Source organism: Paenibacillus ottowii (genome assembly GCF_006874425.1).
In the GTDB taxonomy this organism is placed as follows: domain Bacteria; phylum Bacillota; class Bacilli; order Paenibacillales; family Paenibacillaceae; genus Paenibacillus; species Paenibacillus ottowii.
In genome coordinates, this window is sequence record NZ_VIJZ01000010.1 from 102,796 (window position 1) to 129,448 (window position 26,653).

Sequence of the window (26,653 nt, forward strand, 5' to 3'; positions counted from 1 at the left end):
GGCTTACTTCCTTTTCCTGTTAGAGTGTGTTTCGTCCTGTGTTTTTAGCATGATAGGACGTTTTCTAAGGTATTTAAAAGGAACCCGAATCAAGGTGTCTTGTTGATCTCTTAGTCGAACTGGGGCTAGCGGTGACATGTAAGGAACGCCAAAGCTTTTGATCTGAACCATGTGTACGCCTAAACAAATAAAGGCTAAAATGACTCCATATAGTCCGTAAACCCCTGCCATCATCATAATGGGAAAACGAAGAAGCCGGATTCCGATACTGCCGCTATACTGTGGGCTCGCAAAGGACGCGATGGCCGTAAGACCAACGATAATGATCAGGATAGGACTTACGACCGCCGCCTCAACAGCTGCTTGCCCAATAACCAGGCCGCCTACAATCCCAATGACCTGCCCTATTCCTTTGGGTAGACGTAGACTTGCCTCACGTAATATTTCCAATGATGCCTCCATAATTAAAGCTTCTACAAAAACGGGAAAGGGAATCCCCTCCCTTGACGCAACAATAGATATGACCAGCTCAGGCGGGATCAACCCAGGATGGAAAGAAATGAGTGCAACGTACAACGAAGGTAGGAATGTTGCAATGAACAAAGCCGTTAAACGCAGCATGCGGAAAAATGTCCCTAATGGAAACCGCTCATAATAATCCTCTGGGGATTGAGCCAACATCCAGAAGGTCATGGGAGCAATTAAGACAAAGGGGGTGCCATCTAGCATAATGACAACTCTCCCTGCCATTAAAGCCGTTATAGCTTTATCCGAGCGTTCAGAGGCTTGAATCTGTGGGAACGGAGACAATGAACTTTCCTCAATCCATTGCTCAATAACCCCAGTATCGGAAACATCGTCCACATCAATCGTTTCAACTCTTCGTTTAACTTCTTGCACTAGCTCTGGATTTGCGATATCTGATATGTACAAGATTGCTAATGCCCGAGAAGATCTTCTTCCAATAGTTATTTTGTCAATTTTAAAACTGAGATCTTTGATGTGTCGTCTAACCATTGCCAGATTGCTTTCCAAATCCTCAATAAAGCCCTGCCTTGGCCCTCTTACCAAAGTTTCGGTGCTGGGTTCATCAACACTTCGCGAAGGGAATTTGCCTGTAGAAGCAAAAAAAACATCGTCCGTTCCTTCGATCATCAGACAAGTATCGCCCGATAACACTTTGCTTACACACGTCTCAAGGTCTGTCCCTTCTTTCATATTGATCGTAAATGCTGTCTGCTGTATCAACTCCTCCTTTATTTTCTCAGGATTAACTGGGGAGTGGTTTTCACGGATTCCAGTTAAAATAAGCGGCTTGACGATTTGTTCGTTAATCAGACTTATATCCGCAATACCGGAGAGATAGATCATAATGACATGAATTCCCGTCTGGCCCACATTCATTTTTTTAAAGACGATATCAGGAAGATGACCCAGAGTCTTTTCAAGATAATCTAATTTTGCCTCGAGTGATCTTGCCACTAATTATGCTTCCCCCTTCAAAAAGCCTAATGCATGATATGCATGTAATATGTGTAAAATAGTGATAAATATTCATTAGTCCTTTTTTCTGGCAAAAGCAAAAACGAACACCTCATGGTGTTCGTCTCTAGTCATATATAACGTCATATGAACTTAATTCAGAATGCGATCATTTTTTAAACTCGTAAAAATGTTCCTCCAGCATGCTCAAAGAAAGCTCGGCTGTAGTCGCTACTACGATATCGGCTTCTTGCATTTGTGAAGGCGTGCCTACACCGACCGCGAACATCCCGGCGCTCTTGATCGCCTGAATGCCAGCCTGTGCGTCTTCTATGCCGATACAGTCGGCAGGTCGAACGCCCAGATTCGCAGCTCCGGCGAGGAAAATTTCCGGGTCAGGCTTTCCATTCCGAATGGCTGTGACATCCACCACACTATCAAAATAGTGTGCCAGCTCCAGCCGATCCAGTATAAACGCTGCATTTTTACTCGCAGAGGCCAGCGCGATGCCAATTTTTGCTTCACGAAGCTCCTTCAGAAGTGCCTGAATGCCCGGCAGGACATCTGCGGGAGTTAAAGCCGAGATGAGCCGCTGATACTCGGTGTTCTTTCGTACGGCCAGGTCTTGCTTGCCTTCTTCTGAAAACGTATTGGACAGGTTACCACGTGCCAGAATTTTGTCGAGCGATTCCGTACGGCTGATTCCCTTTAACTGTTCATTAAATTCCCGATCAAAAGGGATGCTGAGCGCTTCCGCCAAGCTGCCCCATGCCTGAAAATGGTATTCAGCGGTGTCTGTAATGACTCCGTCCAAGTCGAAAATGACTGCCTTCATTTGCTTACCTCCCTGGTTGGTTCATTTATGAAGCACTGCTCGCCATTAACGGCTGCCCGCTGGTAATGTGCGTCGGCTGTCCATACAATTCCAGTGTCAGCGGTTCTCCGTCCAGCAGGGTAATGACTACTTCACTCTCCTGTACGAGAATACTTAGCAAGCGGCCGCGATAATTGATTTTAAACGTATATTTGTTCCAGTCCTTCGGCAGAAAAGGGGAAAAGCTGAGTGTTTCATTATAGGTTCTCATCCCGGCAAATCCCTGTACAATCGCCAGCCAGCTTCCTGTCATGGAAGTGATATGAAGTCCGTCTTCGGTGTCATTATTATAGTTATCCAGATCCAGACGAGCCGTCCGTTTATACATTTCGACTGCCTTATCCTCCATTTTGAGTTCAGCGGCCAGTACGGCATGAATCGAAGGAGACAGACTGGATTCATGAACGGTCATCGGCTCGTAAAATGCAAAATTGCGCGCTTTTTCCTCCAGCGTGAACTGGTCTCCAAAGAAATAGAGCCCTTGCAGTACATCCGCTTGCTTAATGAAGCAGGAACGCAGGATTTTATCCCATGACCATTTCTGATTAAGTGGCAGATTGCTAGGATGCAAAGCGGATACAGGCTGCAAATCCTTATCCATAAAGGTATCGTGCTGTACGAAGACGCCACGTTCTTCATCATAAGGATAGTACATGTTGTTGATGATATCTTGCCAATGTGCACGCTCATCGGCTGTAACTGCCAGGCGCTGCGATTTCTCAGTCGAGATTTGAGGCAAGACCGACAACGTATATTTTAGAACCCATGCAGCCAGCGTATTGGTATACCAGTTGTTATTAACGTTATTTTCGTATTCATTTGGCCCGGTAACCCCGTGGATCATGTACTGCTGACGGCTCTTGGAGAAATGAACCCGATCGGCCCAGAAGCGGCTAATTTCGACCAGTACGTCGATTCCGTAGTCATGCAGATAGGTCAAGTCCCCCGTATAATTGGTGTAATTGTAAATGGCATAGGCAATTGCACCGTTACGATGGATTTCTTCGAAGGTAATTTCCCATTCGTTATGGCATTCCACGCCTGTAAAAGTGACCATAGGATACAGTGCCCCGCGAAGCCCTTGCTGGGCTGCGTTATGCTTGGCACCCTCCAGATGTTGATGACGGTACAGCAGCAGATTTCGCGTTACCTCCGGATCGGCAAGCGCCAGATACATAGGTACGGCATATGCCTCTGTATCCCAATAGGTGGCACCGCCATATTTTTCGCCCGTAAAGCCCTTCGGTCCGATATTCAGACGGGCATCTTCACCGTAGTACGTAGAGAACAGCTGGAAAATGTTAAAGCGTATTCCCTGTTGCGCCTCCGTATCTCCCTCAATTTCAACATCTGCCTTGTCCCAGCGTCTGGCCCAAGCGTCGATATGTTCTTGCTTAAGAGAGGTGTAGCCTTTGTTCACAGCTTCTACAGCGATGCGTTCACCTTGCGGAATCAATGCATCCTTTTCCATATCGCGTGAAGTGGTGACGGCTACAATTTTTTGCAGTTGGATACGGTCACCTGGTAAGACGTTGTATAGATAATGGCGTGCAGCATACAAAAAGCCCTCTTCCGTCGTCTGCTCATCTTGTCCCTCGGTGACAATACCCATGGTAGCGTTTACGGTAAAGCGCGGAATACCGAAGGGATTATCTATCGTCGTTGCGGACAGGCTGATGAACTGCTCTTGAACCTCACGGGCTTCTTCCAGCCAAAATACCTCGTCATAGTTGGTGTCCTCATTTTTCGTATTGCCATCCAAATAAGGAACAAGCTCAATGCTTAAAGGCTGATCGCTTATATTTTCGACCTGATAATCAATCAGGCATAATTCACGTGTAGTAACGCTCAGAAAACGCTCTGTAGTGATACGAACCTGGTCGTTCACAGTACAAGCGCGCCGCAGGATTCCCTGCTTCATGTCCAGCTCCTGCACAAAATCACTGATGTGTGCCGTAAATAAGTCCACTTCCTCTTGGTTTACAATCAGACGGATGCCGATGAAATTCATGGCATTGATGACCTTGCCGAAATATTCAGGGTAGCCGTTCTTCCACCAGCCTACCTTGGTTTTGTCAGGAAACCATATTCCGGAGATATACGTCCCCTGATGATGATCACCTGAATAAGCTTCTTCAAAATTGCCGCGCATGCCCATATAGCCGTTGCCTATGGACGTTAAGCTTTCCTGTAATCGCATGTGTGTGCTATGTAGAGTGTGTGTTGTCAGCTTCCAACTATCTACGTCAAATAATCGGTTGTAAACCATGATTGCGTACCCCTCTCGGAAAATGAGATCGTTGTTTGAACGGAACCAATATATGAGCGAGTTCAGTATATAGTGCAACCGCTTGCCCTGTCAACGCAAAAAAACTGATTTTATGGATATCCACAAAATCAGTTCTTGTTCATTTCTTAGAGATTCATAGTGTCTGGCTTGATTTGCGCTCTACAATTCGGTGGGGGACAATGATGTGCTTGGTCAATTCTTTCGGGTCTTCAATTTTTTCGATCAGACTTTTGGCAGCCTGATAACCAAGGCTGAAGATATCAATATCCACGGAAGTAAGAGGGGGATTCATCAGTTCAGCCAGCATCAGGTTATTAAAGCTCACCATGGACAGCTGCTCTGGCATGGATACGCCTAACTGAGCAAGCATTTTCTGTACGGACATGGCTACAAGGTCGTCGCTAACGATCATCGCCGTAGGCGGCGGGGTAGCCTGCAATAGCGTGCGCATATCCCCCAGATTAAAAGGCTCCCTGACCACGTATTCCTCCGGTAGAGGCAAGCCCGCTTCTCGTAGCGCATCTTGGTAGCCTCGGAGTCTTTCAAGATTCACGACGTGTTCCTGGTCACCGCCAACATAAGCAATGCGCTCATGATTCAGCCCCGTCAAATACGTGACCACATCCTTGGCAGCCTGGTAGTTATCGTTATCTACATGGGTGGTTTCACTGACAAACTGCTGAGGCTTGCCGATGACGGTATAGGGGATTTTTTCTTTATGAAGATACTCCACGATGCTGTCCTTTTGCTTGGAGTACAGGACAATGTAGCCGTCAACGCGTCCGGTCCGGGTCATCAGCTTTACGCGGGATAGCAATTCATCACTCGTTTTGCCTGTGACAATCGACAGTGTATAGTTGTGCTCGTTTACCCATTCGCTGATCCCGCGCAGGCTTTCTGGAAAGAAAGGATTCTGAAAGATCGCCACGTCCGATTCAGGCATAATAATGCCTATCGACTGTGTGACACGGTTAGCCAGGCTTTGAGCGGAATAGTTAGGTTCATAGCCAAGCGCCTTCATTTCTTTGCGGACGCGTGCCTTGGTGGCTTCGCTGATTTTGGGGCTGTCTTGAATGACACGGGATACGGTGGAAGTAGCAACTTTAGCACGTTTTGCGACATCTTTGATGGTTACTGCCATCGTCTTCGTCTCCTTTTGCTATCTCAAGCAGAAAATATTATGTTCTATCATACGATATTGCTCCAATTTCAACAAATTAGCGGCTTTTTCGAGTATTTCTATCATCATTCACCAAGATATTTATAACTAGGGTATTGCCAATAGAAAGCGATATCATTATAATAATCGTGCAACCGATTGCATAATTTTTTTATTGAGCACTACCCATGCTATACATACTATAAGGGATGGAGACTGAACGAGCATGAAAAAACTTCTATCATTTGATTTTTGGCAAAAGCTTGGGAAGGCACTTCTTGTGGTTGTTGCTGTCATGCCAGCAGCCGGGATTATGATTTCACTGGGTAAAGTAGTGGCGATGTTGGCTGGCGATATTCATTTCTGGGTGACTGTCGGCGGGGTCATGGAGAATCTGGGTTGGGGCATCATCAACAATTTACACATTCTATTTGCCGTGGCGATTGGTGGCTCTTGGGCTAAGGAGCGAGCGGGTGGAGCTTTTGCGGCTTTAATTGCCTTTGTTCTCATCAATATTTCAACAGGAACGATTTTGGGCGTATCGTCGAAGATGCTAACCCAAGAGGGAGCAACTACCCATACCCTCTTCGGTGCAACGATTCCGGTTAGTGGTTATTTCACCTCTATTTTGGGGGCACCTGCACTCAACATGGGTGTGTTTGTCGGTATTATATCTGGCTTCGTCGGGGCCGTGGTGTTTAATAAATATTATAATTACCGTAAGCTTCCTGATGCTCTGGCGTTTTTTAACGGTAAGCGTTTTGTTCCGTTTGTTGTGATTTTATGGTCCGTAATCGTTAGTTTGATCATGTCTGCTGTCTGGCCATTTGTCCAAGGAGGGATTAACCAATTTGGCGTCTGGTTGGCGACTTCGGGAGAGTCGGCTCCTTTTATAGCGCCGTTTGTCTATGGTACACTGGAGAGACTGTTGATTCCTTTTGGTCTTCATCATATGCTGACCGTTCCTATTAACTATACTCAACTTGGTGGCGTTTACACGGTGCTCACGGGTTCTGGAGCAGGAAGCGTTGTTGCTGGGCAAGACCCGCTGTGGCTGGCTTGGGCTAGTGATCTCAGTGCGCTTCGTGGTACGGATCCGGCAGCCTACAACAACTTGCTGGGAGGCGTGACGCCTGCCCGTTTCAAGGTAGGACAAATGATCGGCGGAGCGGGCATCCTTATGGGGTTGGCAGTAGCAATGTATCGACGTGTAGACAAAGATAAACGCGGCAAGTACAAGTCGATGATCTTCTCAGCAGCAGCAGCCGTCTTTTTAACAGGGGTGACGGAGCCGCTGGAATTCATGTTTATGTTCGTGGCGCCTGTATTGTATGTGGTTTATGCTATTCTTACCGGTATTGCTTTCGGAATGGCTGATATTATACATTTGCGTTTACATTCGTTTGGTATGATTGAGCTGCTGACTCGCTTGCCATTGTCTATAAATGCAGGGTTGGTGCAAGATATCATTAACTTTGTGCTGACTTGTGTAGTGTTTGCGGTAGCAACCTACTTTATCGCTTATTTTATGATCGGCAAATTCAAAATGGCTACGCCAGGAAGACTGGGGAATTATACAGATGAAGAGCCTCAAGCGACTTCCGAAGCAGAGAGTACAAAAGGCGATGGTTTGGCAGCGGTTTCAACTCAAAATCAACTGGCTGCGGATATCATCAAGACACTTGGGGGTGAGCAGAACATTGTCGAGGTGGATGCTTGCATGACCCGACTGCGTGTAACGGTGAAGGATACAGAAGCCGTTGGGGATGAAAAGACGTGGAAAGCGTTAGGCGCCTTGGGCTTAATTAAAGTAGATAATGGAGTACAGGCGGTTTACGGGCCAAAGGCCGATGTGCTTAAATCAGATATACAAGACATACTCAATAGGTGATTAGCTTGAAATTGTTAACCTTAAATGCACATGCTTGGATGGAAGAAAACCAACACGATAAGCTGAAGCAATTGGCTGCTTTTATTAATGAGCAGCAGTTTGATGTCATTGCTTTGCAGGAAGTCAACCAGTCTATAGAAGAGACTCCATTGTCAGTGGATGATTTGGCCGCTTACTATAGTGCAGACCCTGAAGTTGTCATTAAACGCGATAACTATGCTTATGTGCTGAACGGTCTATTATCCGATGCTTATCACTGGACGTGGGCTCCCGCGCATGTTGGCTTTGCCAAATATGACGAGGGTTTGGCGATTCTGTCCAAAACACCGATTACAGCTACGGTGAGCGAATATGTTTCCTCAATACAGGATTACGACAACTACCGCTCGCGTAAAATTGTGGGCATTCAGACTGTGGTGGACGGAGTGCAGTCCTGGTTTGTCAGTGGGCATTACAACTGGTGGAAAGATGAGGAATCCTTCCGCGGACTATGGGATCGTACAATCGAATTGCTCGATCCTTTAGCTCCGGCTCCTGTGTTTGTGATGGGGGATTTTAACAACGCGGCTGAAATGCGCGGAGAGGGATATGACTATGTAATGCAATCCGGTTGGTCAGACACCTATTCGAACGCTGCTGTACGTGATGCAGGACACACGGTTATCAAAGCTATTGCTGGCTGGGAAAGTAATGCGGAGCCACTCCGTATTGACTATGTTTTCTCCAGTAAGGCAGTAGAGGTTCAATCCTCAACGGTTGTACTGAATGGAAAAACAGGACCCGTTGTATCCGATCATTTTGGGATTGCAGTCGAGCTGGAGCTGTGATGACCCAAAAGGAGGCCACTTGTTTATGCAAGTGGCCTTTTTCTTACAATCAAGACCAACATCATATTGTAATAAAAGGGAATATTAATGCTAAAACGGTCCATGAGCGCGCTTTATGCAGGAAAGCCGCCTCCTGGTGGTGGCCAAGCTCCATAAATGCGGCGCAGCAGTACAATTTCACCCAGATGATATGAATTATGGGAGGCGATATTCCGCAACAATCCTGCTTTTGTTTCCCCTGGGAAATGAGCCAGAGATTCATCCAGTTGCGCAGTTTCGGCAATTTGCACAGCCCGATCTATACCCTGTAGAAATTCTTTAATAACAGCCTGCCATGCTTCTTCGCTTTGCGGTCCAGTTTCTTGGGACCAGCTTTCCATGACATCGCCCGGAAGCTGGGGCTTCCGCCCTTCCAGATGCTCCAACATAAATTGCTGCCAGTAAATCATATGCTTCAGCAGTTGATAAATGCTGTAGGGCATTTCTGCATTTTTCTTCCCTGCCAGTTCGACGTCAATGTCCGGCAGGGCGCGAGCGACTCGAATGTGTCCACGTTCCCCGACCAGTGATTCAACCAGCGCTTGACCGAATAATTGGTTGGCATCCGACATGTATAATCATCCCTTCTATGGAGAGTTTGTTCTAGCTTAGTTTCATTTAACGATTATACAATTATATTTTATGAAATGGAAATGAGTGCATGATTTAAGATTAAGGAACAGAAATCGTTAGAATAAAGTAGTTGATAAATGTTCTCAATTAAATTAAAATAATATTGTTTCTTATGAAACAATATACGAAAGTTTAATGGATTGTTTAATATATGCGGAAATGTTAAGGGGAGCTTTACGTGTGTATATATTGTTTCATGTGAAACAATTAGGTGTTGGAAATAAAGCAGTTAGATAGGGGTGTGAACATGAATTACGAAGTGATTGTAGTGGGCGGCGGACCTGTTGGAATGTGGCTCGCTGCGGAGTTGGCATTAGCAAGAGTAAGCGTATGTGTAATTGAACGTTTAGAGGAGCCTAGTGACCAGTCACGTGCGCTTACGCTACATCCACGAACGCTTGAGATGTTTGATATGCGTGGATTGAAGGAGCGGTTTATGAAGCTCGGCAGACCTATACGTACGGGTCATTTTTCCATGCTGAATACCCGCTTGGATTTTTCTGTGCTTGATAGTTCTTCTAATTATACGTTGTTTATTCCACAGGTGATTACAGAGCAGGTGATCGAGGAGCATGCGCTCAAGCTGGGAGTTGTCGTTCATCGTGGCATGGAAGTGGTATCTGTGCGGGAGCAGGAGCAGGAGCAGGAGCAGGGTGTGGAGGTGGTGAGTGTATGCACATCTGGACCACAAGCCAATGTAGCGGTGATGACGGCTACCTATGTCGTAGGAGCGGATGGAGCCGGCAGTATCGTGCGGAAACAAGCCGGGATTGCTTTTCCGGGCACGGATACGACTCTGACCGCTATATTGGCGGATGCAGAGCTAGCCAATCCGCCTGAAAGTGGCGTGCATTCCGAATATAGTGAACGAGGTGGGGTGATGATTGCCCCCGTGTATCCAGATATTTATCGGGTTATTTTGACTACACCACGAATGATGGAGATTCCGAAGGACGTGCCTGTGACGCTGGAAGAAGTGCAGACAGGACTGTATGATCTGCTCGGTACAGATCTCGGCGTATCCAATCCTCGCTGGTTATCTCGATTCGGGAATGCAACGCGGCAGGCGCAGACCTATCGCAAAGGGAGAATCCTGCTAGCAGGTGATGCGGCACATATTCACTTCCCAGCAGGTGGACAGGGAATGAATGTTGGCTTGCAAGAGGTGGCAAATCTGGGATGGAAACTGGCCGGAGTGATTCGTGGCTGGGCTCCAGACACACTGCTGAATAGCTATCATGACGAACGTTATCCGGTTAATACGCAGTTTTTGCGGAATACCGAGGTTCAGACCCGCTTATTGGATTTTACGCCTGCTGTATTGGCACACCGCCAATTACACGAGGAATGGTTCCGCCATCCGGAAATTAATCGCTCTATGGCAGAGCAAATTAGTGCACTGGATGTATGTTATCCAGCGGCTGGCAATGTACCGCAGCATCCACTGAACGGGAAACGGTTTGCTGATTTTGAATTGTGGTTGCCTGATGGAATGACATCGTATGCTTACGATCTTTTACATGAAGGACGGTTTGTGCTGCTCCATCTTGCACAGGATACTAAGATATCGAATGAGTTGCGCCATATCTCACTTTCACATATTTCATACGTCGAAGCCGTAGCCGATGAATTGCCCGTTGGATGGAGGGATGTGCATACGGTTCTCATTCGTCCTGATGGGTATATCGCTTGGGCCATTTCGGTGAAACAAACGGACATATCGAGTGTGATTAAGGATGGCATTGTCACATTGATATAAAGGGGAAAGGGTTTAGTTATGACATGACCATATTGTTTCCAGTGAAACAAATGTGGGCTATAATGAAAGGAGGAGTATCGCCAAAGGAGTGACTACTTGTTCGTATGGAGAAGGCAACAACGGTTCAGCATGTCTATGATTTGCTTATTAAGATGAATCACCAGTGGGAGCAGCATCAGCAGAGAGAGAGCATGACCTTTCTCGAAGAAATTCAGGAGCAATTTAATGGAATGACTTCGCTCAATATGACGGATGTGCATGTTCTGGATTGTATCGGGAGGCATGAGCCGATCAATGTTACAACCTTAGCTGAACGAATGGAACTGAGCAAAGGTACCGTTTCAAAAGTGAGCACCAAGCTGCTCAAGGAAGGCTGGATTCGTAGAACCCAGCTGAACGACAACAAGAAAGAAATTTATTTTCGGCTAACCCCGTTGGGAAAAAAGCTCTTTCTTGTACATGAGCGGCTGCATGCTGAGGTACAGCATCGGTTACTTCAATTTTTAAATCGCTACAGCCCGGAGGAGCTAAATGTTCTAAAACGTCTGTTGTCCGATGGTGTAGGCTTCTTGGAAGCTATGGAGTAGCAGAGTAAGAGTCTCGAATCAAGGGACATTTAAATCATCAAAATGTGCACCTATTAATCTCCGTGTGATGATAGCCACATGGGGAGATGCAGGTGCTTTTTTTTTAATGCAATAGTCGTTTGGCTTCCATATAGAGCACTTGCACAAACTTTTTCGTATTAATGCGGGCTTGGGACAGGGAAGGCTCTACATTGTTTTGCAGCTCCAGCATTTTTTTGCGGATTTCTGTAAAATCAAAAAACTTGGATGCATAATTTTCGAACTTGGGATGGGTATAATCGGTCAGCCCGAGCGATACAATATGGCTTAATGTCTGGAAAATGGCGCGGCGGACACGTTGCTCCGATGCCTTGATTTCCTTGCTCAGCTCGATTGCTGAGGCTGACTCTCCTAACCGTTTGGACGCAATATTAGCAAAAATATCTTTTAGCGAGGGGAATAGATACGGGGAAAGATTGCCTGTTTCCTCCTCATATTGGTCCAGGTACTCCAGCATGTCCAGTAAATCTACACTTCCGGCTTCGCCGATCATTCCCATTTCGGAGAGCAGAAACTGCCCTGAGCTGACAATGTTTCGGGTCGGTTCCATTGTCGCTGATGGACCATTTGATGTGAACATCGACAGTCCTTGCAGTGTGCGCTGGATATCTGTAATGGACTGCTGCATGCGCAGGCGTTCGGTCACCTTTTGGATAACCGCAATAATTTCCAGTCGATTCAAGGGCTTGGCAATATAATATTCAATACCGAGCGAGTACGCCTCACCGATCATGTTTTTGGATTCAATCCGCGAAATCATAATGATTTTTCCGCTAAATTGATCACCGAGTGCACGTACGGTCTGAATGCCGTCGCGAAGCGGCATTAGCAGGTCAATCAGCAATACATCAATCCGGTTCAGCTCCAGCAGGCCGCTATTCACGTAGGAACCATCCTCCGCTTCCCCAACGACCTCCCCTAACCCCTCGTCTTCAATAATGTCTGCCAGCATAGAACGAATCCCCTGATCGTCATCTACAATATAAAAACGCATCCAGGCTATCTTCCTTTCTCCGTCAGTTTCCGTAAAGGCAATATAATTCTAAAAGTAGTCTGTAATCTATCTGTATGTTCATCTTCATTTTGTAGCAGTTCAAGCGTTCCATCAAGGCTCTCCGCAACTTCACGCACATAAAATAAACCCATGCCAGTCGAAGGCTGTCCTCCCTCATCATACTTGGTCGTGTATCCCGGTGTGAAGATCATTTCCCGTTTGCGCTCAGGGATACCCGGACCGTTATCGGTGACACTAAGCGATATTATATCCTCTTGTCCCGGTAGAATTTGAATGGAAACGTCAATCCTTCCGCTGTCTTTCATCGCCTCCACTGAATTGGATGTCAGGTTGTTAATCAGAGTGAGAACGGTATAAACATGCAGTTTGGGCAACAAAGGCTCGAAATTCAGCGTGAAACGGATGGACTTGCCCAGCGATTGAGCGTATTTACTGTTCGTTCGGACGATCAGCTCGCCAAGTTCCTGTGAAGTCATATAATGCACGTCGCTTTCGGAATCAATGAGCTTGGACAAACCGGCAAAAATCCGCTGGCTATCTTTTTTAATCTCATGAACCTGTCCGGAAATACGAAGTGCCTGTCTGGCATAATGTTCTCTATCTTTCAGAGATTCATCCTGCTGCAGTTCGCGGTACAGCCCATAGCTTTCACGGGTAATTTGCTCTGCGTGCGACAGGGTTTTGCCTAACTGGACTGACTCCTCGTACAGGTCCGATACCATAAGTAATATTCGCTCTGTCTGCTGTCTTTGTGCCTCTTCGTGCTGAACTGATTGATTTAATCGAATCATATTATAGAACCCAAGCACGAAGAAGCTGCGGATCATAGCCATAAAAGCCACTTGGCTGATCTTAACGATGTCCCAGAAATCCCCGTCAATACTTCGCCGGACGCTAAGTTCCGCCACACTTGCAGCAACCTCAATCCCCACCGAGAGCATGCCCACGCGCAGTGCGCGGTAAGGCTCAGCATTAATGTTAAGAACCTGAAAGAGCAGGCCGTAAACCATGTAATAAAAAAAGGTAGGTCCATGCAAGGTCACCAACTCTTCAAAGGAAAACCCGGGATGGAGGAAATGATTGAGTGAAATGCGAAAGGCGACTACTGCGATCCCGGCAAGTACTCCTGATAGTGCAGGCGGAATATGGCGTATGGATAACAGGAAGAAAAAAAATACGGGCGTACCAAAGCTGAGACGGAATGTATTATTGAACGGGTGAATATTCAACTCACCTGCCAGTGGTACAAAGATAAGCATCAGCAGGAAGAGAAGGGTATTCAGTTTCATCCATATTCACCTCCGGGTATTTGTTTCAGAAAGGCAATGTAAGATAAATTCACAGGCTCAGCATTAATGTTTGTGAATTTATAGAAAAAAACAAATACATGTGTAGATAACTGTCGGTTTTTATAGTTCGGATTGTAGTATAAATAACATCAATTGAATATTAAGAGCTGCATACTGCAAAAATATACAAACCAGCCAGAGGGGGGACATGAAGTGAAAAAGATTAATTTAACAATGCAAATCTTTATTGGTCTGGCTTTAGGTATTATTGTTGGTGCCTTATTTTACGGCAATTCAGGGGTGGAAGTCTACTTAAAGCCGATCGGTGATATTTTCATCCGCTTGATCAAGATGATTGTCGTACCTATTGTAATCTCAACGCTCATTATCGGTGTAGCCGGTGTCGGAGACATGAAAAAGCTAGGGAAACTCGGCGGGAAGTCGATTCTGTACTTTGAAATTGTAACGACCGTTGCGATCCTGTTTGGACTGCTTGTTGCCAATCTGGTTCGACCCGGTGATGGCGTGGACATGTCCCACCTGGCCAAGAGCGATATTCATTCCTATGTAGAGACTGCGGAGAAGTCAGGTCATAGCTTTATAGATACGATTGTACACATTGTACCGACCAATGTTGTTCAAGCCCTGGGCGAAGGAGATATGCTGGCTATTATATTCTTCTCCGTATTATTCGGGCTAGGAGTAGCGGCAATCGGCAACAAGGGCAAACCTGTGCTCAATTTCTTTGAAGGTGTAGCCGATGCCATGTTCTGGGTAACCAATCAGGTTATGCGCCTGGCTCCGTTCGGTGTATTTGCACTAATTGGAACGACAGTGGCCAAGTTTGGATTGGCCTCGTTATGGCCGTTATTGAAACTTGTACTATCAGTGTACGGCTCTATGTTACTGTTCATTGTGATTGTTTTTGGAATTATTGCCAAACTTTGCGGCACCCGTCTCTGGACTATGGTCAAAATTTTGAAAAGTGAGCTGTTGCTTGCATATTCGACGGCTAGCTCGGAAAGTGTCCTGCCTAAGATCATGGAGAAGATGGAGAAATTCGGATGTCCAAAAGGAATTACGTCCTTTGTCATTCCGATCGGATATTCTTTCAATCTGGACGGCTCCACGCTGTATCAGGCACTAGCTGCCATTTTTATTGCCCAAATGTATGGCATCAATTTGCCGATTACGACCCAAATCACACTGGTACTCGTGCTGATCATTTCTTCCAAAGGGATTGCAGGTGTGCCGGGTGCTTCCTTTGTCGTGTTGCTCGCTACGCTGGGCGCTGTGAATCTTCCGCTGGAAGGTTTGGCCTTTATCGCGGGTATTGATCGTATCCTGGATATGGCGCGTACAGTAGTCAATGTTTTAGGAAACTCGCTTGCGGCTGTCGTCATGTCCAAATGGGAAGGACAATATGATAAAGAAAAAGGCGAGGAATACGTTGCCACACTTAAATGAGGTACATTGTACTGATGATCTGATAACAAGAAACACCTTTGCGAAGTCTTGCAGAGGTGTTCTTTTTGTTTCCAGACTTGTAAATATCTTTCCTTTTTCGACATTTTTCGATGTTTTTTGTATGGAAATTTAGGTATATGGGCATGAAAAATAAGTCTTAATACCTATGCGATTATAGATTTATTTATAATGATTCTTAATAAAATTCCGATATTAAATTATACCGTTTTATATATTGGCTTAGAAGGGAAGATCATATATGTTTCTCAAGAAAAATGAGTCTGAATCACTTGCTCCTTTAGTAGAAGAAAGCCGCAAACTCTCACAAAGAATACAGCAAAAGGATTATGCTGCTGCAATACAGGTGTCCTCAACATCTCCTGAGATTCAGGAAATCGCAAACAATGTTAACCAAGCGATCGATTCCATGAAAAATGATGCTGAGCATGTCGACATCCGCCTGAAACTTGTGACCAAGGCTATAGAGATTGGATTATGGGATATGGAGGTCGTTGCAGGTGATCCCGTCAATCCCAATAATACGTTCACATGGTCAGAAGAATTCCGTGCTATGCTGGGCTACCAGAACGAAAAAGACTTCCCTAATGTATTGGACAGCTGGTCATCTCGACTGCACCCCGAAGATTATGACAGGTCTTTAGCAGAATTGTCGGATCATTTGCTGGATTTTACGGGAAAGACGCCTTACGACGTACAGTATCGTTTGAAGCTGAAGCATGGAGAATACCGCTGGTTCCGGGCTACCGGAACGACGATCCGCAACGAGCAGGGAGTCCCGCTTCGGATTGCAGGCGCTCTGCTGGATGTGCATGATCAGAAGATTAAGTCCGAGGAGCTTCAGGCGCTAGTTACAAGATACGACCTCATTAACCTCGTGTTGGTTGAAGCTCCTTACGATGTAAATATTATCGGAGGGGACATAGAGAATCCGGATAATACATTTTGGTGGTCACCGCAATTCCGCGAAACACTGGGCTTTAAGGACGAGCAGGATTTTCCAAGCAAGCTTAGCAGTTGGGCTTCAATCCTGTATCCTGAGGATGCTGAAATGGCGATTAAAGTTTTGAATGATCATTTAAATGATTATACGGGGCGCACACCGTACGAAATGGAATGCCGTTTAGTGCGTAAGAATGGTGAACATCGCTGGTACTATTGCAGTGGGAAAACATTGCGCGATAGTAAGGGAGTACCTATTCGCATTGCCGGAACAATCCGTGATATTACAGTAGAAAAGGAAAAGCAGGCTGTCGCGGATGAGCTTACGCTCAAAATTCAGCATCTCTCTGATTCCATTACAGAAATGGTGAACGGCGTTAACTCGGTTAGTAACCAGGCGCAGGAGCTGGCTACGGCTCAAGAGCAATCGACAGAGGCAGCCAATCAAGCCAAAGTCAGCGCAGAGGAGACGCAAAACATTTCGAACTTCATTAAAGAGATTGCGAATCAAACGAATCTGCTGGGTCTGAATGCTGCCATTGAGGCATCGCGAGCAGGCGAGCAGGGGCGTGGTTTTGCGGTCGTTGCAGATGAAGTGAGAAAGCTTGCCATCCACAGTGCTGATGCGACCGGGAATATCGAAACTAGTTTGGATGAAATGAAAACACTTATCGAGCGCATTTTGCACAACATTGGGAATATGTCCACGCTGACACAAACACAGGCTGCACTAACGCAGCAAGTGAATGCTTCTACGGACGAGATCAACAGTATGTCCAAAGCTTTGCTGGATTTTGCGAGAACGATGTAAGACCTCGTGCTAATAACTAGGCCGAGCCATAGGCTCGGTCTCTTTACTGTTTTTGGCAGATGAACTATACTTTTTGAGGATTAATCTGAAAATGACCTCATAGTAACTTTACGTGGAAAAGAGGGAATGATTTGAGCCTACTGACCAAATCTCTAGCAGCCAATCAGGGGCTGTATAACGGATTTCTGGCAGCTGGATTGGTGTGGAGTTTGGTCTATCCCGATCCTGTGATTGGGCGGCAAATCCAATTATTTTTTGTCATTTGCGTGGTAGTGGCTGCGGTGTATGGTGCATTAACTGCCAATAAGTCTATTTTATTAAAGCAAGGCCTGCCTGCTATTCTGGCCTTAATCAGTTTGCTGATCTTCTAAAAGGCACTCTTAACGAGTGTCATTTTTGCTAATTCGATCACTTAAATGAGTATGGGACAAGGACAGCAATGCTGCCGCCGAGCTGAAGGAAATTAGCCCCGGTCATTATGTGGCGTACCCGGTTAGCCGTTAGGTTAAGATCGATTTTACGGTGTACATAACCTAGAGGAGGTAAAAAACGATGACTGAATCGACGAAAAGAGTACGCATTTCCCAGTGGGACGCGCTCATGCTGGAATCTTTGCGTTCATTAGGCTGGTCCCATGAGGAACTCATCCGTCAGGTGCAGCAAAATGAGCTGCCAACAGATGGACAGTTTGATTATACGGAACTGGTAACCGGGCTGGCGTCCAAAGAGCCAGAGGTGTTTGTCAGCGCCGTAACAGACGGGTATCAGATCAAATACAATACGATCCGGGGCATTCGTACGTGGATTATCGTGGCGCTCGGACGTGAGCCTGAACTGTCTCTGGAGGAAGGAAGCGAAGCTGTCACATCCGAACTGACGCAGGCTGAGTATGATCGGCTACAGCAGGTGCTGTCATTAGGCTGGGTCATTCAGGAGATACGGCCTGCGACTAGCGATGCTGCAGGATTGTACCGAATTGTACCTGCTGCACAGACGAATTAAATCACGCAGATGGAGTCATACACTTTATCAGGAATTGAAACGAGCTGATCGAAGAGGCCAGCTCGTTTTTTCATGCGATTCTTTTCAACATTTTCATACTTGAGAGGTTACGGTTTACGAATTGGCACCCCGTTTACAACCATTTATCCTTTCCCACACGGATATCATTGGTTGAAATAATTAGAAAGGTTACATTTTTCACCATATATGACCGATAAGAGTATAATGGCATTCGTATTTTATGGGAAATGAGGAAAGGAGATATTTTAAGCCTGATGAATGAACAAGAAATACATAGGAGTGAATGCGAAGATGGGACGATCGTCGCTGAACCGAACGCAGTTCCACCGCGTCCACAAAGAATTATTTTGACCTTGGTTGCAGGCTTGGCTTTATTGATCTTTAGTTTATTCCTGTCGCTAACCACAGGTATATTCCCTATCAGCTATGCAGAGTTATGGGAAGTATTGTTTTCTGCCAATCCTGACCCTATATTGAAGGAGGTTGTATACCAAACTCGTCTGCCATTTGCCTTGGATATGTTGTTGCTCGGAGGATGTCTGGCCGTTTCAGGAACTCTCTTACAATTACGAACAGCTAATCGGTTTGCATCACCCACCTTAACCGGACTTATGCCTGGGGCAATGGTGGGGCTATGTGTTGTCCTTTTACTTGGAATGAACTTAGACTCCTTTGGTAGTATGGCCCTTTGTATTGCAGGGGCGGTGTTTGGGGGATTCATTGTATTTACATTGAATAAAATCCATTTCATTCGTGGCCGGTCTGCGGAGGTTCATTTGTTTATGATTGGTTTCATTATTGATGTTGCCCTTCGTTCAATTTCTGGATATATTGTGCTACTTGGAGAAAATCAGCAAGAGTGGGCAATTTCTGTGGGAGGCTGGGGAATAAGGGAAGGATCATTCACGTTTTGGCTTGCCTTGGTTACACTCCTCGTTGCAGGATCTGTCTTCGCATTCCCCAAGCTGCTTAGACCCCTGTACATTCCCTTTGTAATTGTGTTGACCGCTGCTACGGTGTGGGCATGTGGCACCATCGGATATATAGGGCTTATTGTGCCGTATTTCATGCGTTGCATGATAGGAAACCGTCCGCGGCTGCTCATGTTGGGCTCCATCCTCTGGGGGGGAGGCCTATTGATGCTGGCCAAAGTCATTTCCGCTAGAATCAACGAGCCGGTTGGGATTCCCTTAACCCCGGTGCTGGCCTGCATCGGCATTCCCTTCTTGATCTTTATGGTGTGGAGAGAATGGAAAAGAAGCTCTCTGCTTGAGAAGTAATAGATTATCGAATGATGTAATATTTACCCCACAGCTGGGCTGTTATCATACTGCTCTACCAACTCATCATACTCTCTTTTTTATGCTATATTTTATACGTAATAAATTAATCAGAGGGTTGAGGTGCAGCATGACATCAATGATTATTGTCGAATCATCCGTCAAACCAGGATTAACAGCTTTTCAGGCAAGTGCTGAAGATCAGGCTGAGGTTCACGAGTTAATTTTAAAGACGGCTAGATGGCTGCACAGCAAGGGTTCCGCGCAATGGGGCAAATTACTAAGAGGAGAAGATGACCACAATCTGGGTGGCGCTATTGCACGCGGAGAAGTGGTTATTTTCCGAACGTCAAAGGATCATCGCTTGGCAGGTGCAGTGATCTTGCAGCAGCAGCCCAGTGCTTGGGATAGTAGGTTGTGGGGATTAGAGGAGACAGATTCCGAGGAAGGAACTTCCGTATATCTGCATCGTTTGGTTGTAGATCGAGATAATAGTGGGAAGGGGCTGGGTCGTGAGCTCATGCAGTGGATTGAGCAAGGCATCCATTTTGCAGGCAAGGATCGAATCCGTCTAGACTGTATTGCGGGCAATGACAAGCTTAGCGGGTTTTATAAACAATGCGGCTATACCTATATGGGCGAAATGAATGGCTATAACACTTTTGAAAAGATGCTAATCAATTCATAGAAAACGGAATTGTAGCTGTAGGAATACGAAAGAAGGAGGCAGGTCATCTGCATTCTTCTTTTTTTGTTGTGTCCAAAAGAAAAAATTTATTTAAAAATGAAAATGGGGATATCGCAATTCCCTCTTCTACATATGATGATAGGGAAAGTTTTGTAAGCGCTTCAATGTAAATGGGCACACAACCATGCGAAGCTACAGGAGGCGATTAAGATGGACAATTACATGAGCTGGATAAAAGTTGGATTTTTCCTCAGCGTTCTGTTATTACTTGCAGCGGCATGCAGCACTTCTCCCAAAATAGAAAATACAGATGGGCAAAAGGTGCGGCTTACGATGCAGGCTTGGGGTAATCCAGCGGAGGTGAAGGTGTATCAGCGGGCCCTGGATGCATTTGAAAAGGAAAATCCGAATATCGAGGTTAAGCTGGTACCTGTACCGGGAGACCAATATGAGCAAAAACTGTTGACACAGCTACAGGGAAGCCACGGACCGGATGTCTTTTATTCCTATGAATCGACGATGGCACGTTTGATCAGAGCAAAACAGGTGCAGCCTTTGGGCGAATTTCTAAAAAGTGAAGCAAGCGACGTAAAGGCTGAGGATTTCCCGGAAGGATTATGGGGACCAGCCAAGCGTGATGGGGAAATCTATGGGGTTACTCCCGACTCCAACCCGATGGTTATGTACTACAACAAAAAGGTATTTAAGGAAGCAGGCGTGAAGACACCGCAGGAATACTATGACGAAGGCAAGTGGAACTGGGACGCCTTTGAGGAGGTTACCTCCAAGCTGAAGGCAGCTGGAAAGCAGGGCTATATTGCGGAGAACTGGTGGGCTCACTGGTATTCATGGGTGTGGTCGAATGGTGGCCGGATCTTTGATGAACAAGGCAAATATGTGCTGGACCACAATGAAAAGGGCAAGGAAGCCTTCGTCTTCATGCACGATATGGTGAAAAAGGGAAACGCGGTATACCTTGGTTCCCTTCCGAAAGGGCAGGGAGCAGATGCGATGTTCATGTCCAATCAGGTCGGCATGCTGGCGGCGGGAAGATGGCTGGAGCCTTTGTTTAGCCAAAACAAAAGCCTCGACTTTGATTATATCTACTGGCCCTCTAACACCGGTAAAAATGAACCTGTTGCCATTCCGGTTGCATATGTAGCTGTCAACAAAAATAGCCCGCATGTGCAAGAGGCGATGAAGCTGGCAGCCTTCTATGTCTCTGTGAAAGGGCAGGAGGCACGGCTGGTCGAAGGCGGAAATGCCATGGGTACGCTTGCCGCCGCAGATGAGAGCATAATGAAAAAGGCGAAGATTGAGCATTCAAGCTATTTGACCGAAGGACGTGATAAAGGTCACGCTTATGGTTCTACATTGGCTTATGACGCACAGGTGCCGGGGTTGAACTCGGATATCACGGAAACCATTGACTTGATGTTCTTGGGCAAGCAGGATGCTGCGACAACCATTGAAAAGTTGAATCAGATCATATCCAAGGCGATCAAGTAAACACGGGATGGATCGTGACCGGGGAGGAAGGTGACAAGATGCACAAAAAGCATCAAGCGCTGTGGGGCTATTTATTCATTGGCCCCCAGTTTCTTGGTTTGTTATGTTTTTCGTTGCTGCCCTTGCTATATGCATTTTACTTAAGCTTTGTCAATTGGGATGGTTTTGGCGTACCTTTGTTTGTCGGCTTGGATAATTTTAAAGGTCAATTATCTGACCCCGATTTTTGGAAGGCACTCATCAATACGATGTATTATATGGCACTGGTCATCCCGGTGGGGATTGTGCTAGCCTTGCTCGTAGCCATCGTGCTCAATAAAGTGAAGGGCCGGGAAATCTATCGTTTATTTTTTTTCATGCCTGTCGTAACCAGTTCGGTATCGGTTGGGGTCATCTGGATGTGGATACTGAACGGTGAATTCGGCATTTTCAACCACCTGCTGCGAGCGATTGGGATTGCAGGCCCGATGTGGCTGACCGATACGCATTGGGTGATCCCGTCGATTGCTCTACTTAGCATATGGCTGGGATTGGGGTACAATATGGTTATTTTTTTGGCAGGGCTCCAGGGCATCTCCAAAACCTATTACGAGGCAGCCGAGATTGATGGGGCGAGCAAGTTTCAGCAGTTAAGGTATATTACATTGCCGCTATTGTCGCCAACGACCTTTTTTGTGACCATTATGATGGTCATCAGCTCTTTTCAGGTGTTCGATCAGGCGTTCGTCATGACGAACGGAGGGCCGGCCAAAGCCAGCTATACGCTCGTATATCACATTTACGATCAGGCGTTCATTGATTTCACAATGGGAGAAAGTGCGGCAGCGGCGATGATTCTATTCGTAATCATTCTCATATTTACACTGCTGCAATTCAAAATGCAAAAGAGGTGGGTGCACTATGGAGATTAGTTGCAGAGGCAGGGTGTTCCTGCGCCATGTGCTGCTCGCTGTCGGCTCTTTAATCATGTTTTTTCCATTTCTATGGACCATCCTTAGTTCGCTAAAGGATATTTCTCAAATTTTTGTCGTTCCGCCGCAATGGATTCCCGATCCGTTCGTATGGAGTAACTATCCGGCTTCGCTGGAGGCGATGCCTTTTGTGCAGGCGTACATGAACAGCTTTTACATTACGTTTATCATTGTGACAGCAACGTTGATTAGCGCGTCTATGGCGGCGTATGCTTTTGCTAAAATCCGTTTTCCGGGTTCGAATATATTGTTTATATTGTTCCTCGCTACGATGATGGTACCTAAGCAGGTGACAATGATTCCGTTATACCTGGTGATGGATCGTATGGGTTGGCTGGATACGCATTGGTCGCTAATCGTGCCTGGGGCCTTGTTTAATGCATTCGCGGTGTTTTTGCTCCGTCAATTCGTCATGGGTATTCCGCGAGATCTGGAGGAAGCAGCAGTCATGGACGGGGCGGGATACATTCGCATTTACTGGAGTGTCATTCTGCCACTCATTCGTCCAGCATTGGCGGCGATTGGAATTTTCACCTTTTTGGGTGCCTGGAACAGCTTTCTTGATCCGCTGATCTATCTCAATACACCGGAGAAATTTACGGTTCCGCTTCTGCTCAACAATTTCAAAGGACTATATACCGCCGATTGGTCACTGATGATGGCAGGCACCACCATCTCTGTCGTGCCGGTGCTCATCGTTTACATCATCGCTCAAAAGCAAATTATTGAAGGCATTACCTTAACAGGCATCAAGGGGTAGGGGCGTTTTCCCTACTCCTTTTTGTGTGCTTTCCGGTACTGTAACGGAGTATGTCCGGTGAAATGCTTGAACACACGCCCAAAGTGAGCGATGCTGTCAAAGCCTGTTTTTTCAGCAATGGCGGTCACTTTCCAGTTCGTTTCCTTCAAATAGGCCCGAGCCTGCTGGACCCGCACATCCTGAAGATACTCGACCAGAGTAAAGCCAGTGGTCTGCTTGAAAATGCGGCATAGATACGTGCTGCTAATATAAAAATGTCCTGCCAGTTGCTCCAACGACAGCTTCTCGGCATAGTGGGCATGCAGGTACTCAATCACCGAGTACACACGTTGCTGCTGCTCGCTGCGTTCCGGTGCTATAGTGTCAGGAGCCGTTGACTGTATGCGGCCGATTCGGATCAGCAGCTGGAGCAATAGGCTTTGAAGATACATATGACGGTAGGCATGCTCTTGATGGTATTCATCCAGCATTTGCTGGAACAAATGCTCCAGCTTGCGTTGTTCTTGCGCGGAGGGGCGAAGCAAAAAGCTTTTTTCAGGCAAAAGCGGGCGGCTTTGAACGACGGATGGAGTGACAGGCGTGGACGAGGCTACAAACGCCTCATCAAAGTTGATCAAAATTCGCTCATGGCTGTCGCTCCCCTTGTTACTCGTACGGTGAAAATCATGTTTGCTGATCCAGATCAGATCGCCCTTTTGTAACGCGTATACACGCTGATTAATGTAGTAGTAGCGCTCTCCTGCCAGCAGATAATAGATTTCATGCGCTTGATGGACATGGTCGGCAGACATGCTAAACGGCACCGTCCGAAGCGCTTGCTCGATGGCAAAAAAAGGTGTAGCAATCATAGCAGCGTTCTCCTTTATGAAGGCGTTCATGAGGATAATATATGCATACTTTTCGGATGAATTCACAATAAAGGTGAAGATTTTGCTCTTTCTTATACTATAAAATGTAAGTAATTCATGTAAAGGGTGTGAACCAATTGGCTAAAATTAAATATGCACTTGTAGGCACCGGTGGAAGAGCTGAATTTTTTTACGGTGAAGTTGTTACCGTTTTCAAAGATGCATCGGAGCTGGTTGCGTTCTGTGACGTCAACCAGACGAGAATGGATTATGCCAATCGGCTGTTGCAGGAGAAATACGAGCACCAACCGATTCCGACTTATAAAGCTCACGAATTTGACCGGATGATCGCGGAGACGAAGCCAGATATCGTCATCGTCACCACCATTGACCGGGTGCATCATCAATATATTATCCGGGCGATGGAACTGGGCTGTGATGTCATTTCCGAGAAGCCGATGACGGTCGACGAGGACAAATGCCAAGACATTCTGGATGCCATAGATCGCACGGGACGGAAGCTGCGCGTCACCTTTAACTATCGTTACGCCCCGCATAATACGAAAATTCGTGAAGTTATTATGGATGGGACGCTGGGTGACATCTTGTCAGTCAATTTTGAATGGCTGCTGAATACCCAGCATGGGGCGGATTATTTCCGCCGCTGGCACCGGGACAAGCGCAATAGCGGCGGTCTGCTGGTGCATAAATCGACGCATCATTTTGATCTGATGAACTTCTGGCTTGGCTCGAAGCCGGAGACGGTGTATGCGCTGGGTGATTTAAGATTTTACGGCCGGGAGAATGCAGAGCAGCGAGGCGTGACGGAGTTCTATCAGCGGGCTTACGGCAGCAAGGCGGCGGAAAATGACCCTTTTGCCTTACACCTGGATCGTAACGAGCATCTAAAAAGCATGTATTTGGATGCGGAGCATGAGGATGGGTATATACGCGATCAAAGCGTATTTGGCGATAATATCAGCATCGAGGATACGCTGAGTGTCATGGTGAAGTATCAGAACAGAACAGTGATGAATTACTCACTGAACGCTTATATGCCTTGGGAGGGCTTTATCATCGTATTTAACGGCACCAAGGGAAGAATGGAAGTTCGGGTATCCGAGCAATCCTATGTTAACTCCGGTGGCAGCAAGGCAAAGGAGGGGGCGTTAAAGGAGAAAACCATCACGATTTATCCTCACTTTGCAGCGCCTTACGAGGTCGAAGTAGAGGAAGGCGTGGGGGGGCATGGCGGAGGAGATCCGGTCATGCTACGGGATATTTTTGATAAGTCGGCAGAGGATCGGTTTCATCGTGCGGCCTCCCATATTGACGGCGCATGGTCCATTTTAACGGGCATCGCCGCCAATCGCTCTATGCGCACAGGACAGCCAGTGAAGGTAGAGCAACTGGTGCGATTATAACGGTTGTAGGTAGGCAGCAGCTTTAATAGCAAGAAGCCCTCTCTAACCAGATGAACGAGGGGGCTTCTTGTTTATATTTAAAGATAGTAAGAACTTTATATCTTAGGACGCTATAGTTTACTATTTATCGGCCTCCAGCTCACGGGTTCCCAATTGTTGTACAGGACGATGGTTATCGGGAAAGATGGCAGCAAACTGATTAATCTGGTCTGCCGACATTTCAATAGGCTGCTCCAACACCGTCCAATTCACATGCTCTGTGCATGGCGGGGTAGTCAGCGATCCGTTGTAGCGAACGGAGTGCAGGTCTTTTGGCAGCAGGGTGGCCAGGTTTATTTCTCCCTCCAGGTTCGCTTCTTGAGAGGTATCCTTTGGAAGTTTGGACCAAATGCGGCTGAAAGCTTGGTTTTCTTTCCCCTTTTGAATAAGGACGCCTAAGACGGCTGTGCTTCCGCTATCGCTTTGATGAACAAAATGAAGCTCCATTTCAGCATTTTTGCCATCTATTTGGTGTTCGCTTGGATGATGAAAATGAAACTGCTTTAGTGTGAATTTAGTGCCGTTTACGACAATATCATTGCTGGGACTAGCGGCATTGACTTGGATGGTGTGTCCATTATTCAGTATGGATAATTTGGTGGTAGAATAATGAACCTGCAATGGTTGCTGTGTATGCGAATCTTTCAGATGGGAATGCTCTATGTTGATGGGAGACTGTTCCTGACCATGACCACAAGCGACAAAATCCTTTTCCAGCTCCCCCCAATGCTCAGGCCCTTCATCCCCTTCGTAGGACCAATGCGCGCTTTTCTGGACAACTGCATGTGCGTTGCTAGCGGATGACGAGGATGCGCTAGGAGCACTAGAAGTAGCGGATGGTGTACATCCTGTTATCGACAATCCCAAGATGATGGAAAATATGCTGAATAAGCAACCTCTCCAGTGTTTTTTCATGTTTCTTTATCCTTCTTCCAAATAGAGTGTGTGAAACTTTTTACATTGTAAATTACTGTACAAAGTTCCTGCAA

The 26,653-nt window shown here is 46.4% G+C and carries 22 protein-coding genes and 1 pseudogene; 14 read left to right on the forward strand and 9 right to left on the reverse strand.

What is annotated here, in order from left to right; genetic code table 11:
- Positions 1-3: 3 nt before the first annotated feature.
- From FKV70_RS21115 to FKV70_RS21130, 4 genes are all read right to left on the reverse strand, one after another.
- Entirely contained in the window at positions 4-1,482 is a 1,479-nt protein-coding gene (locus FKV70_RS21115; RefSeq protein ID WP_142614209.1) for a spore germination protein, read from the reverse strand.
- A 169-nt stretch (positions 1,483-1,651) separates the two neighbouring features.
- Entirely contained in the window at positions 1,652-2,317 is a 666-nt protein-coding gene (gene pgmB / locus FKV70_RS21120) for a beta-phosphoglucomutase (RefSeq protein ID WP_142614211.1), read from the reverse strand.
- A 25-nt stretch (positions 2,318-2,342) separates the two neighbouring features.
- Positions 2,343-4,625, reverse strand: coding sequence for a glycoside hydrolase family 65 protein (locus tag FKV70_RS21125; RefSeq protein ID WP_064795613.1), 2,283 nt, complete (start codon positions 4,623-4,625; stop codon positions 2,343-2,345).
- A 154-nt stretch (positions 4,626-4,779) separates the two neighbouring features.
- Positions 4,780-5,787 carry a LacI family DNA-binding transcriptional regulator gene (locus FKV70_RS21130; RefSeq protein ID WP_142614213.1) on the reverse strand — a complete coding sequence of 336 codons (1,008 nt, stop codon included), beginning with the start codon at positions 5,785-5,787 and terminating at the stop codon, positions 4,780-4,782.
- A gap of 244 nt (positions 5,788-6,031) precedes the next feature.
- Here FKV70_RS21130 and FKV70_RS21135 point away from each other — a divergent pair, with 244 nt between their 5' ends.
- Both FKV70_RS21135 and FKV70_RS21140 read left to right on the forward strand, forming a co-directional pair.
- Entirely contained in the window at positions 6,032-7,696 is a 1,665-nt protein-coding gene (locus FKV70_RS21135; RefSeq protein WP_142614215.1) for a PTS transporter subunit IIBC, read from the forward strand.
- Between the two features lie 5 nt (positions 7,697-7,701).
- A complete protein-coding gene (locus FKV70_RS21140) occupies positions 7,702-8,523 on the forward strand; it encodes an endonuclease/exonuclease/phosphatase family protein (RefSeq protein WP_142614217.1) in 822 nt (273 codons plus the stop codon).
- Between the two features lie 113 nt (positions 8,524-8,636).
- Here the strand turns inward: FKV70_RS21140 and FKV70_RS21145 are convergent, their stop codons facing one another.
- Positions 8,637-9,134 (reverse strand): DinB family protein, encoded by a 498-nt coding sequence (locus FKV70_RS21145; protein ID WP_142614219.1) that lies wholly within the window; start codon positions 9,132-9,134, stop codon positions 8,637-8,639.
- A gap of 308 nt (positions 9,135-9,442) precedes the next feature.
- Between FKV70_RS21145 and FKV70_RS21150 the strand changes: the two genes are divergently transcribed.
- Both FKV70_RS21150 and FKV70_RS21155 read left to right on the forward strand, forming a co-directional pair.
- A complete protein-coding gene (locus tag FKV70_RS21150; RefSeq protein ID WP_142614221.1) occupies positions 9,443-10,954 on the forward strand; it encodes a monooxygenase in 1,512 nt (503 codons plus the stop codon).
- A 104-nt stretch (positions 10,955-11,058) separates the two neighbouring features.
- Positions 11,059-11,541 carry a MarR family transcriptional regulator gene (locus FKV70_RS21155; protein WP_142614222.1) on the forward strand — a complete coding sequence of 161 codons (483 nt, stop codon included), beginning with the start codon at positions 11,059-11,061 and terminating at the stop codon, positions 11,539-11,541.
- A 103-nt stretch (positions 11,542-11,644) separates the two neighbouring features.
- Here FKV70_RS21155 and FKV70_RS21160 read toward each other — a convergent pair whose 3' ends face one another.
- Both FKV70_RS21160 and FKV70_RS21165 read right to left on the reverse strand, forming a co-directional pair.
- A complete protein-coding gene (locus tag FKV70_RS21160) occupies positions 11,645-12,574 on the reverse strand; it encodes a response regulator (protein WP_063206799.1) in 930 nt (309 codons plus the stop codon).
- Between the two features lie 5 nt (positions 12,575-12,579).
- Positions 12,580-13,884, reverse strand: coding sequence for a sensor histidine kinase (locus FKV70_RS21165; RefSeq protein ID WP_142614224.1), 1,305 nt, complete (start codon positions 13,882-13,884; stop codon positions 12,580-12,582).
- Positions 13,885-14,097: 213 nt separating this feature from the next.
- On the opposite strand from FKV70_RS21165, the gene FKV70_RS21170 reads away from it, so the two are divergent.
- The 9 genes and pseudogenes from FKV70_RS21170 (at position 14,098) to FKV70_RS21210 (ending at position 23,353) form a co-directional block, all read left to right on the forward strand.
- The gene (locus tag FKV70_RS21170; protein WP_063206805.1) at positions 14,098-15,351 is read left to right on the forward strand and encodes a cation:dicarboxylate symporter family transporter; all 1,254 of its coding nucleotides are present in this window, start codon (positions 14,098-14,100) and stop codon (positions 15,349-15,351) included.
- A gap of 259 nt (positions 15,352-15,610) precedes the next feature.
- Positions 15,611-17,122: a methyl-accepting chemotaxis protein gene (locus tag FKV70_RS26965; RefSeq protein WP_142614226.1), complete on the forward strand. Its 1,512-nt coding sequence runs from the start codon at positions 15,611-15,613 to the stop codon at positions 17,120-17,122.
- A 137-nt stretch (positions 17,123-17,259) separates the two neighbouring features.
- Positions 17,260-17,493 (forward strand): annotated as a pseudogene (locus tag FKV70_RS21180) (DUF1304 domain-containing protein); the annotation flags it as partial.
- Between the two features lie 181 nt (positions 17,494-17,674).
- On the forward strand, positions 17,675-18,124 hold the full coding sequence (locus FKV70_RS21185; RefSeq protein WP_142614229.1) for a hypothetical protein: 450 nt from the start codon (positions 17,675-17,677) through the stop codon (positions 18,122-18,124).
- A gap of 275 nt (positions 18,125-18,399) precedes the next feature.
- On the forward strand, positions 18,400-19,425 hold the full coding sequence (locus FKV70_RS21190; protein WP_142614231.1) for an iron ABC transporter permease: 1,026 nt from the start codon (positions 18,400-18,402) through the stop codon (positions 19,423-19,425).
- A 130-nt stretch (positions 19,426-19,555) separates the two neighbouring features.
- Positions 19,556-20,113, forward strand: coding sequence for a GNAT family N-acetyltransferase (locus FKV70_RS21195; RefSeq protein ID WP_142614233.1), 558 nt, complete (start codon positions 19,556-19,558; stop codon positions 20,111-20,113).
- 210 nt (positions 20,114-20,323) lie between these two features.
- Positions 20,324-21,622: an ABC transporter substrate-binding protein gene (locus FKV70_RS21200; protein ID WP_142614235.1), complete on the forward strand. Its 1,299-nt coding sequence runs from the start codon at positions 20,324-20,326 to the stop codon at positions 21,620-21,622.
- Positions 21,623-21,660: 38 nt separating this feature from the next.
- Positions 21,661-22,533, forward strand: coding sequence for a carbohydrate ABC transporter permease (locus FKV70_RS21205; protein ID WP_063206835.1), 873 nt, complete (start codon positions 21,661-21,663; stop codon positions 22,531-22,533).
- Positions 22,523-23,353 (forward strand): carbohydrate ABC transporter permease, encoded by an 831-nt coding sequence (locus FKV70_RS21210; RefSeq protein ID WP_142614237.1) that lies wholly within the window; start codon positions 22,523-22,525, stop codon positions 23,351-23,353. Before FKV70_RS21205 ends, FKV70_RS21210 begins: the two co-directional genes overlap by 11 nt.
- An 11-nt stretch (positions 23,354-23,364) precedes the next feature.
- On the opposite strand, the gene FKV70_RS21215 is transcribed toward FKV70_RS21210, so the two are convergent.
- Positions 23,365-24,201, reverse strand: coding sequence for a helix-turn-helix transcriptional regulator (locus tag FKV70_RS21215; protein ID WP_142614238.1), 837 nt, complete (start codon positions 24,199-24,201; stop codon positions 23,365-23,367).
- Positions 24,202-24,338: 137 nt separating this feature from the next.
- On the opposite strand from FKV70_RS21215, the gene FKV70_RS21220 reads away from it, so the two are divergent.
- Positions 24,339-25,625, forward strand: coding sequence for a Gfo/Idh/MocA family protein (locus FKV70_RS21220; RefSeq protein ID WP_142614240.1), 1,287 nt, complete (start codon positions 24,339-24,341; stop codon positions 25,623-25,625).
- Positions 25,626-25,745: 120 nt separating this feature from the next.
- Here FKV70_RS21220 and FKV70_RS21225 read toward each other — a convergent pair whose 3' ends face one another.
- Positions 25,746-26,579, reverse strand: coding sequence for a carbonic anhydrase (locus FKV70_RS21225; RefSeq protein ID WP_142614242.1), 834 nt, complete (start codon positions 26,577-26,579; stop codon positions 25,746-25,748).
- Positions 26,580-26,653 lie beyond the last annotated feature (74 nt).

Bases quoted from the DNA above. Each gene is read 5' to 3' on its own strand.
- FKV70_RS21145 (WP_142614219.1), bottom strand. From the start codon at position 9,134: ATGTCGGATGCCAACCAATTATTCGGTCAAGCGCTGGTTGAATCACTG.
- FKV70_RS21225 (WP_142614242.1), bottom strand. From the start codon at position 26,579: ATGAAAAAACACTGGAGAGGTTGCTTATTCAGCATATTTTCCATCATC.
- FKV70_RS21200 (WP_142614235.1), top strand. From the start codon at position 20,324: ATGGACAATTACATGAGCTGGATAAAAGTTGGATTTTTCCTCAGCGTT.
- FKV70_RS26965 (WP_142614226.1), top strand. From the start codon at position 15,611: ATGTTTCTCAAGAAAAATGAGTCTGAATCACTTGCTCCTTTAGTAGAA.
- FKV70_RS21195 (WP_142614233.1), top strand. From the start codon at position 19,556: ATGACATCAATGATTATTGTCGAATCATCCGTCAAACCAGGATTAACA.
- FKV70_RS21205 (WP_063206835.1), top strand. From the start codon at position 21,661: ATGCACAAAAAGCATCAAGCGCTGTGGGGCTATTTATTCATTGGCCCC.
- FKV70_RS21135 (WP_142614215.1), top strand. From the start codon at position 6,032: ATGAAAAAACTTCTATCATTTGATTTTTGGCAAAAGCTTGGGAAGGCA.
- pgmB (WP_142614211.1), bottom strand. From the start codon at position 2,317: ATGAAGGCAGTCATTTTCGACTTGGACGGAGTCATTACAGACACCGCT.
- FKV70_RS21155 (WP_142614222.1), top strand. From the start codon at position 11,059: ATGGAGAAGGCAACAACGGTTCAGCATGTCTATGATTTGCTTATTAAG.
- FKV70_RS21150 (WP_142614221.1), top strand. From the start codon at position 9,443: ATGAATTACGAAGTGATTGTAGTGGGCGGCGGACCTGTTGGAATGTGG.
- FKV70_RS21130 (WP_142614213.1), bottom strand. From the start codon at position 5,787: ATGGCAGTAACCATCAAAGATGTCGCAAAACGTGCTAAAGTTGCTACT.
- FKV70_RS21125 (WP_064795613.1), bottom strand. From the start codon at position 4,625: ATGGTTTACAACCGATTATTTGACGTAGATAGTTGGAAGCTGACAACA.
- FKV70_RS21210 (WP_142614237.1), top strand. From the start codon at position 22,523: ATGGAGATTAGTTGCAGAGGCAGGGTGTTCCTGCGCCATGTGCTGCTC.
- FKV70_RS21190 (WP_142614231.1), top strand. From the start codon at position 18,400: ATGAATGAACAAGAAATACATAGGAGTGAATGCGAAGATGGGACGATC.
- FKV70_RS21215 (WP_142614238.1), bottom strand. From the start codon at position 24,201: ATGATTGCTACACCTTTTTTTGCCATCGAGCAAGCGCTTCGGACGGTG.
- FKV70_RS21165 (WP_142614224.1), bottom strand. From the start codon at position 13,884: ATGAAACTGAATACCCTTCTCTTCCTGCTGATGCTTATCTTTGTACCA.
- FKV70_RS21185 (WP_142614229.1), top strand. From the start codon at position 17,675: ATGACTGAATCGACGAAAAGAGTACGCATTTCCCAGTGGGACGCGCTC.
- FKV70_RS21160 (WP_063206799.1), bottom strand. From the start codon at position 12,574: ATGCGTTTTTATATTGTAGATGACGATCAGGGGATTCGTTCTATGCTG.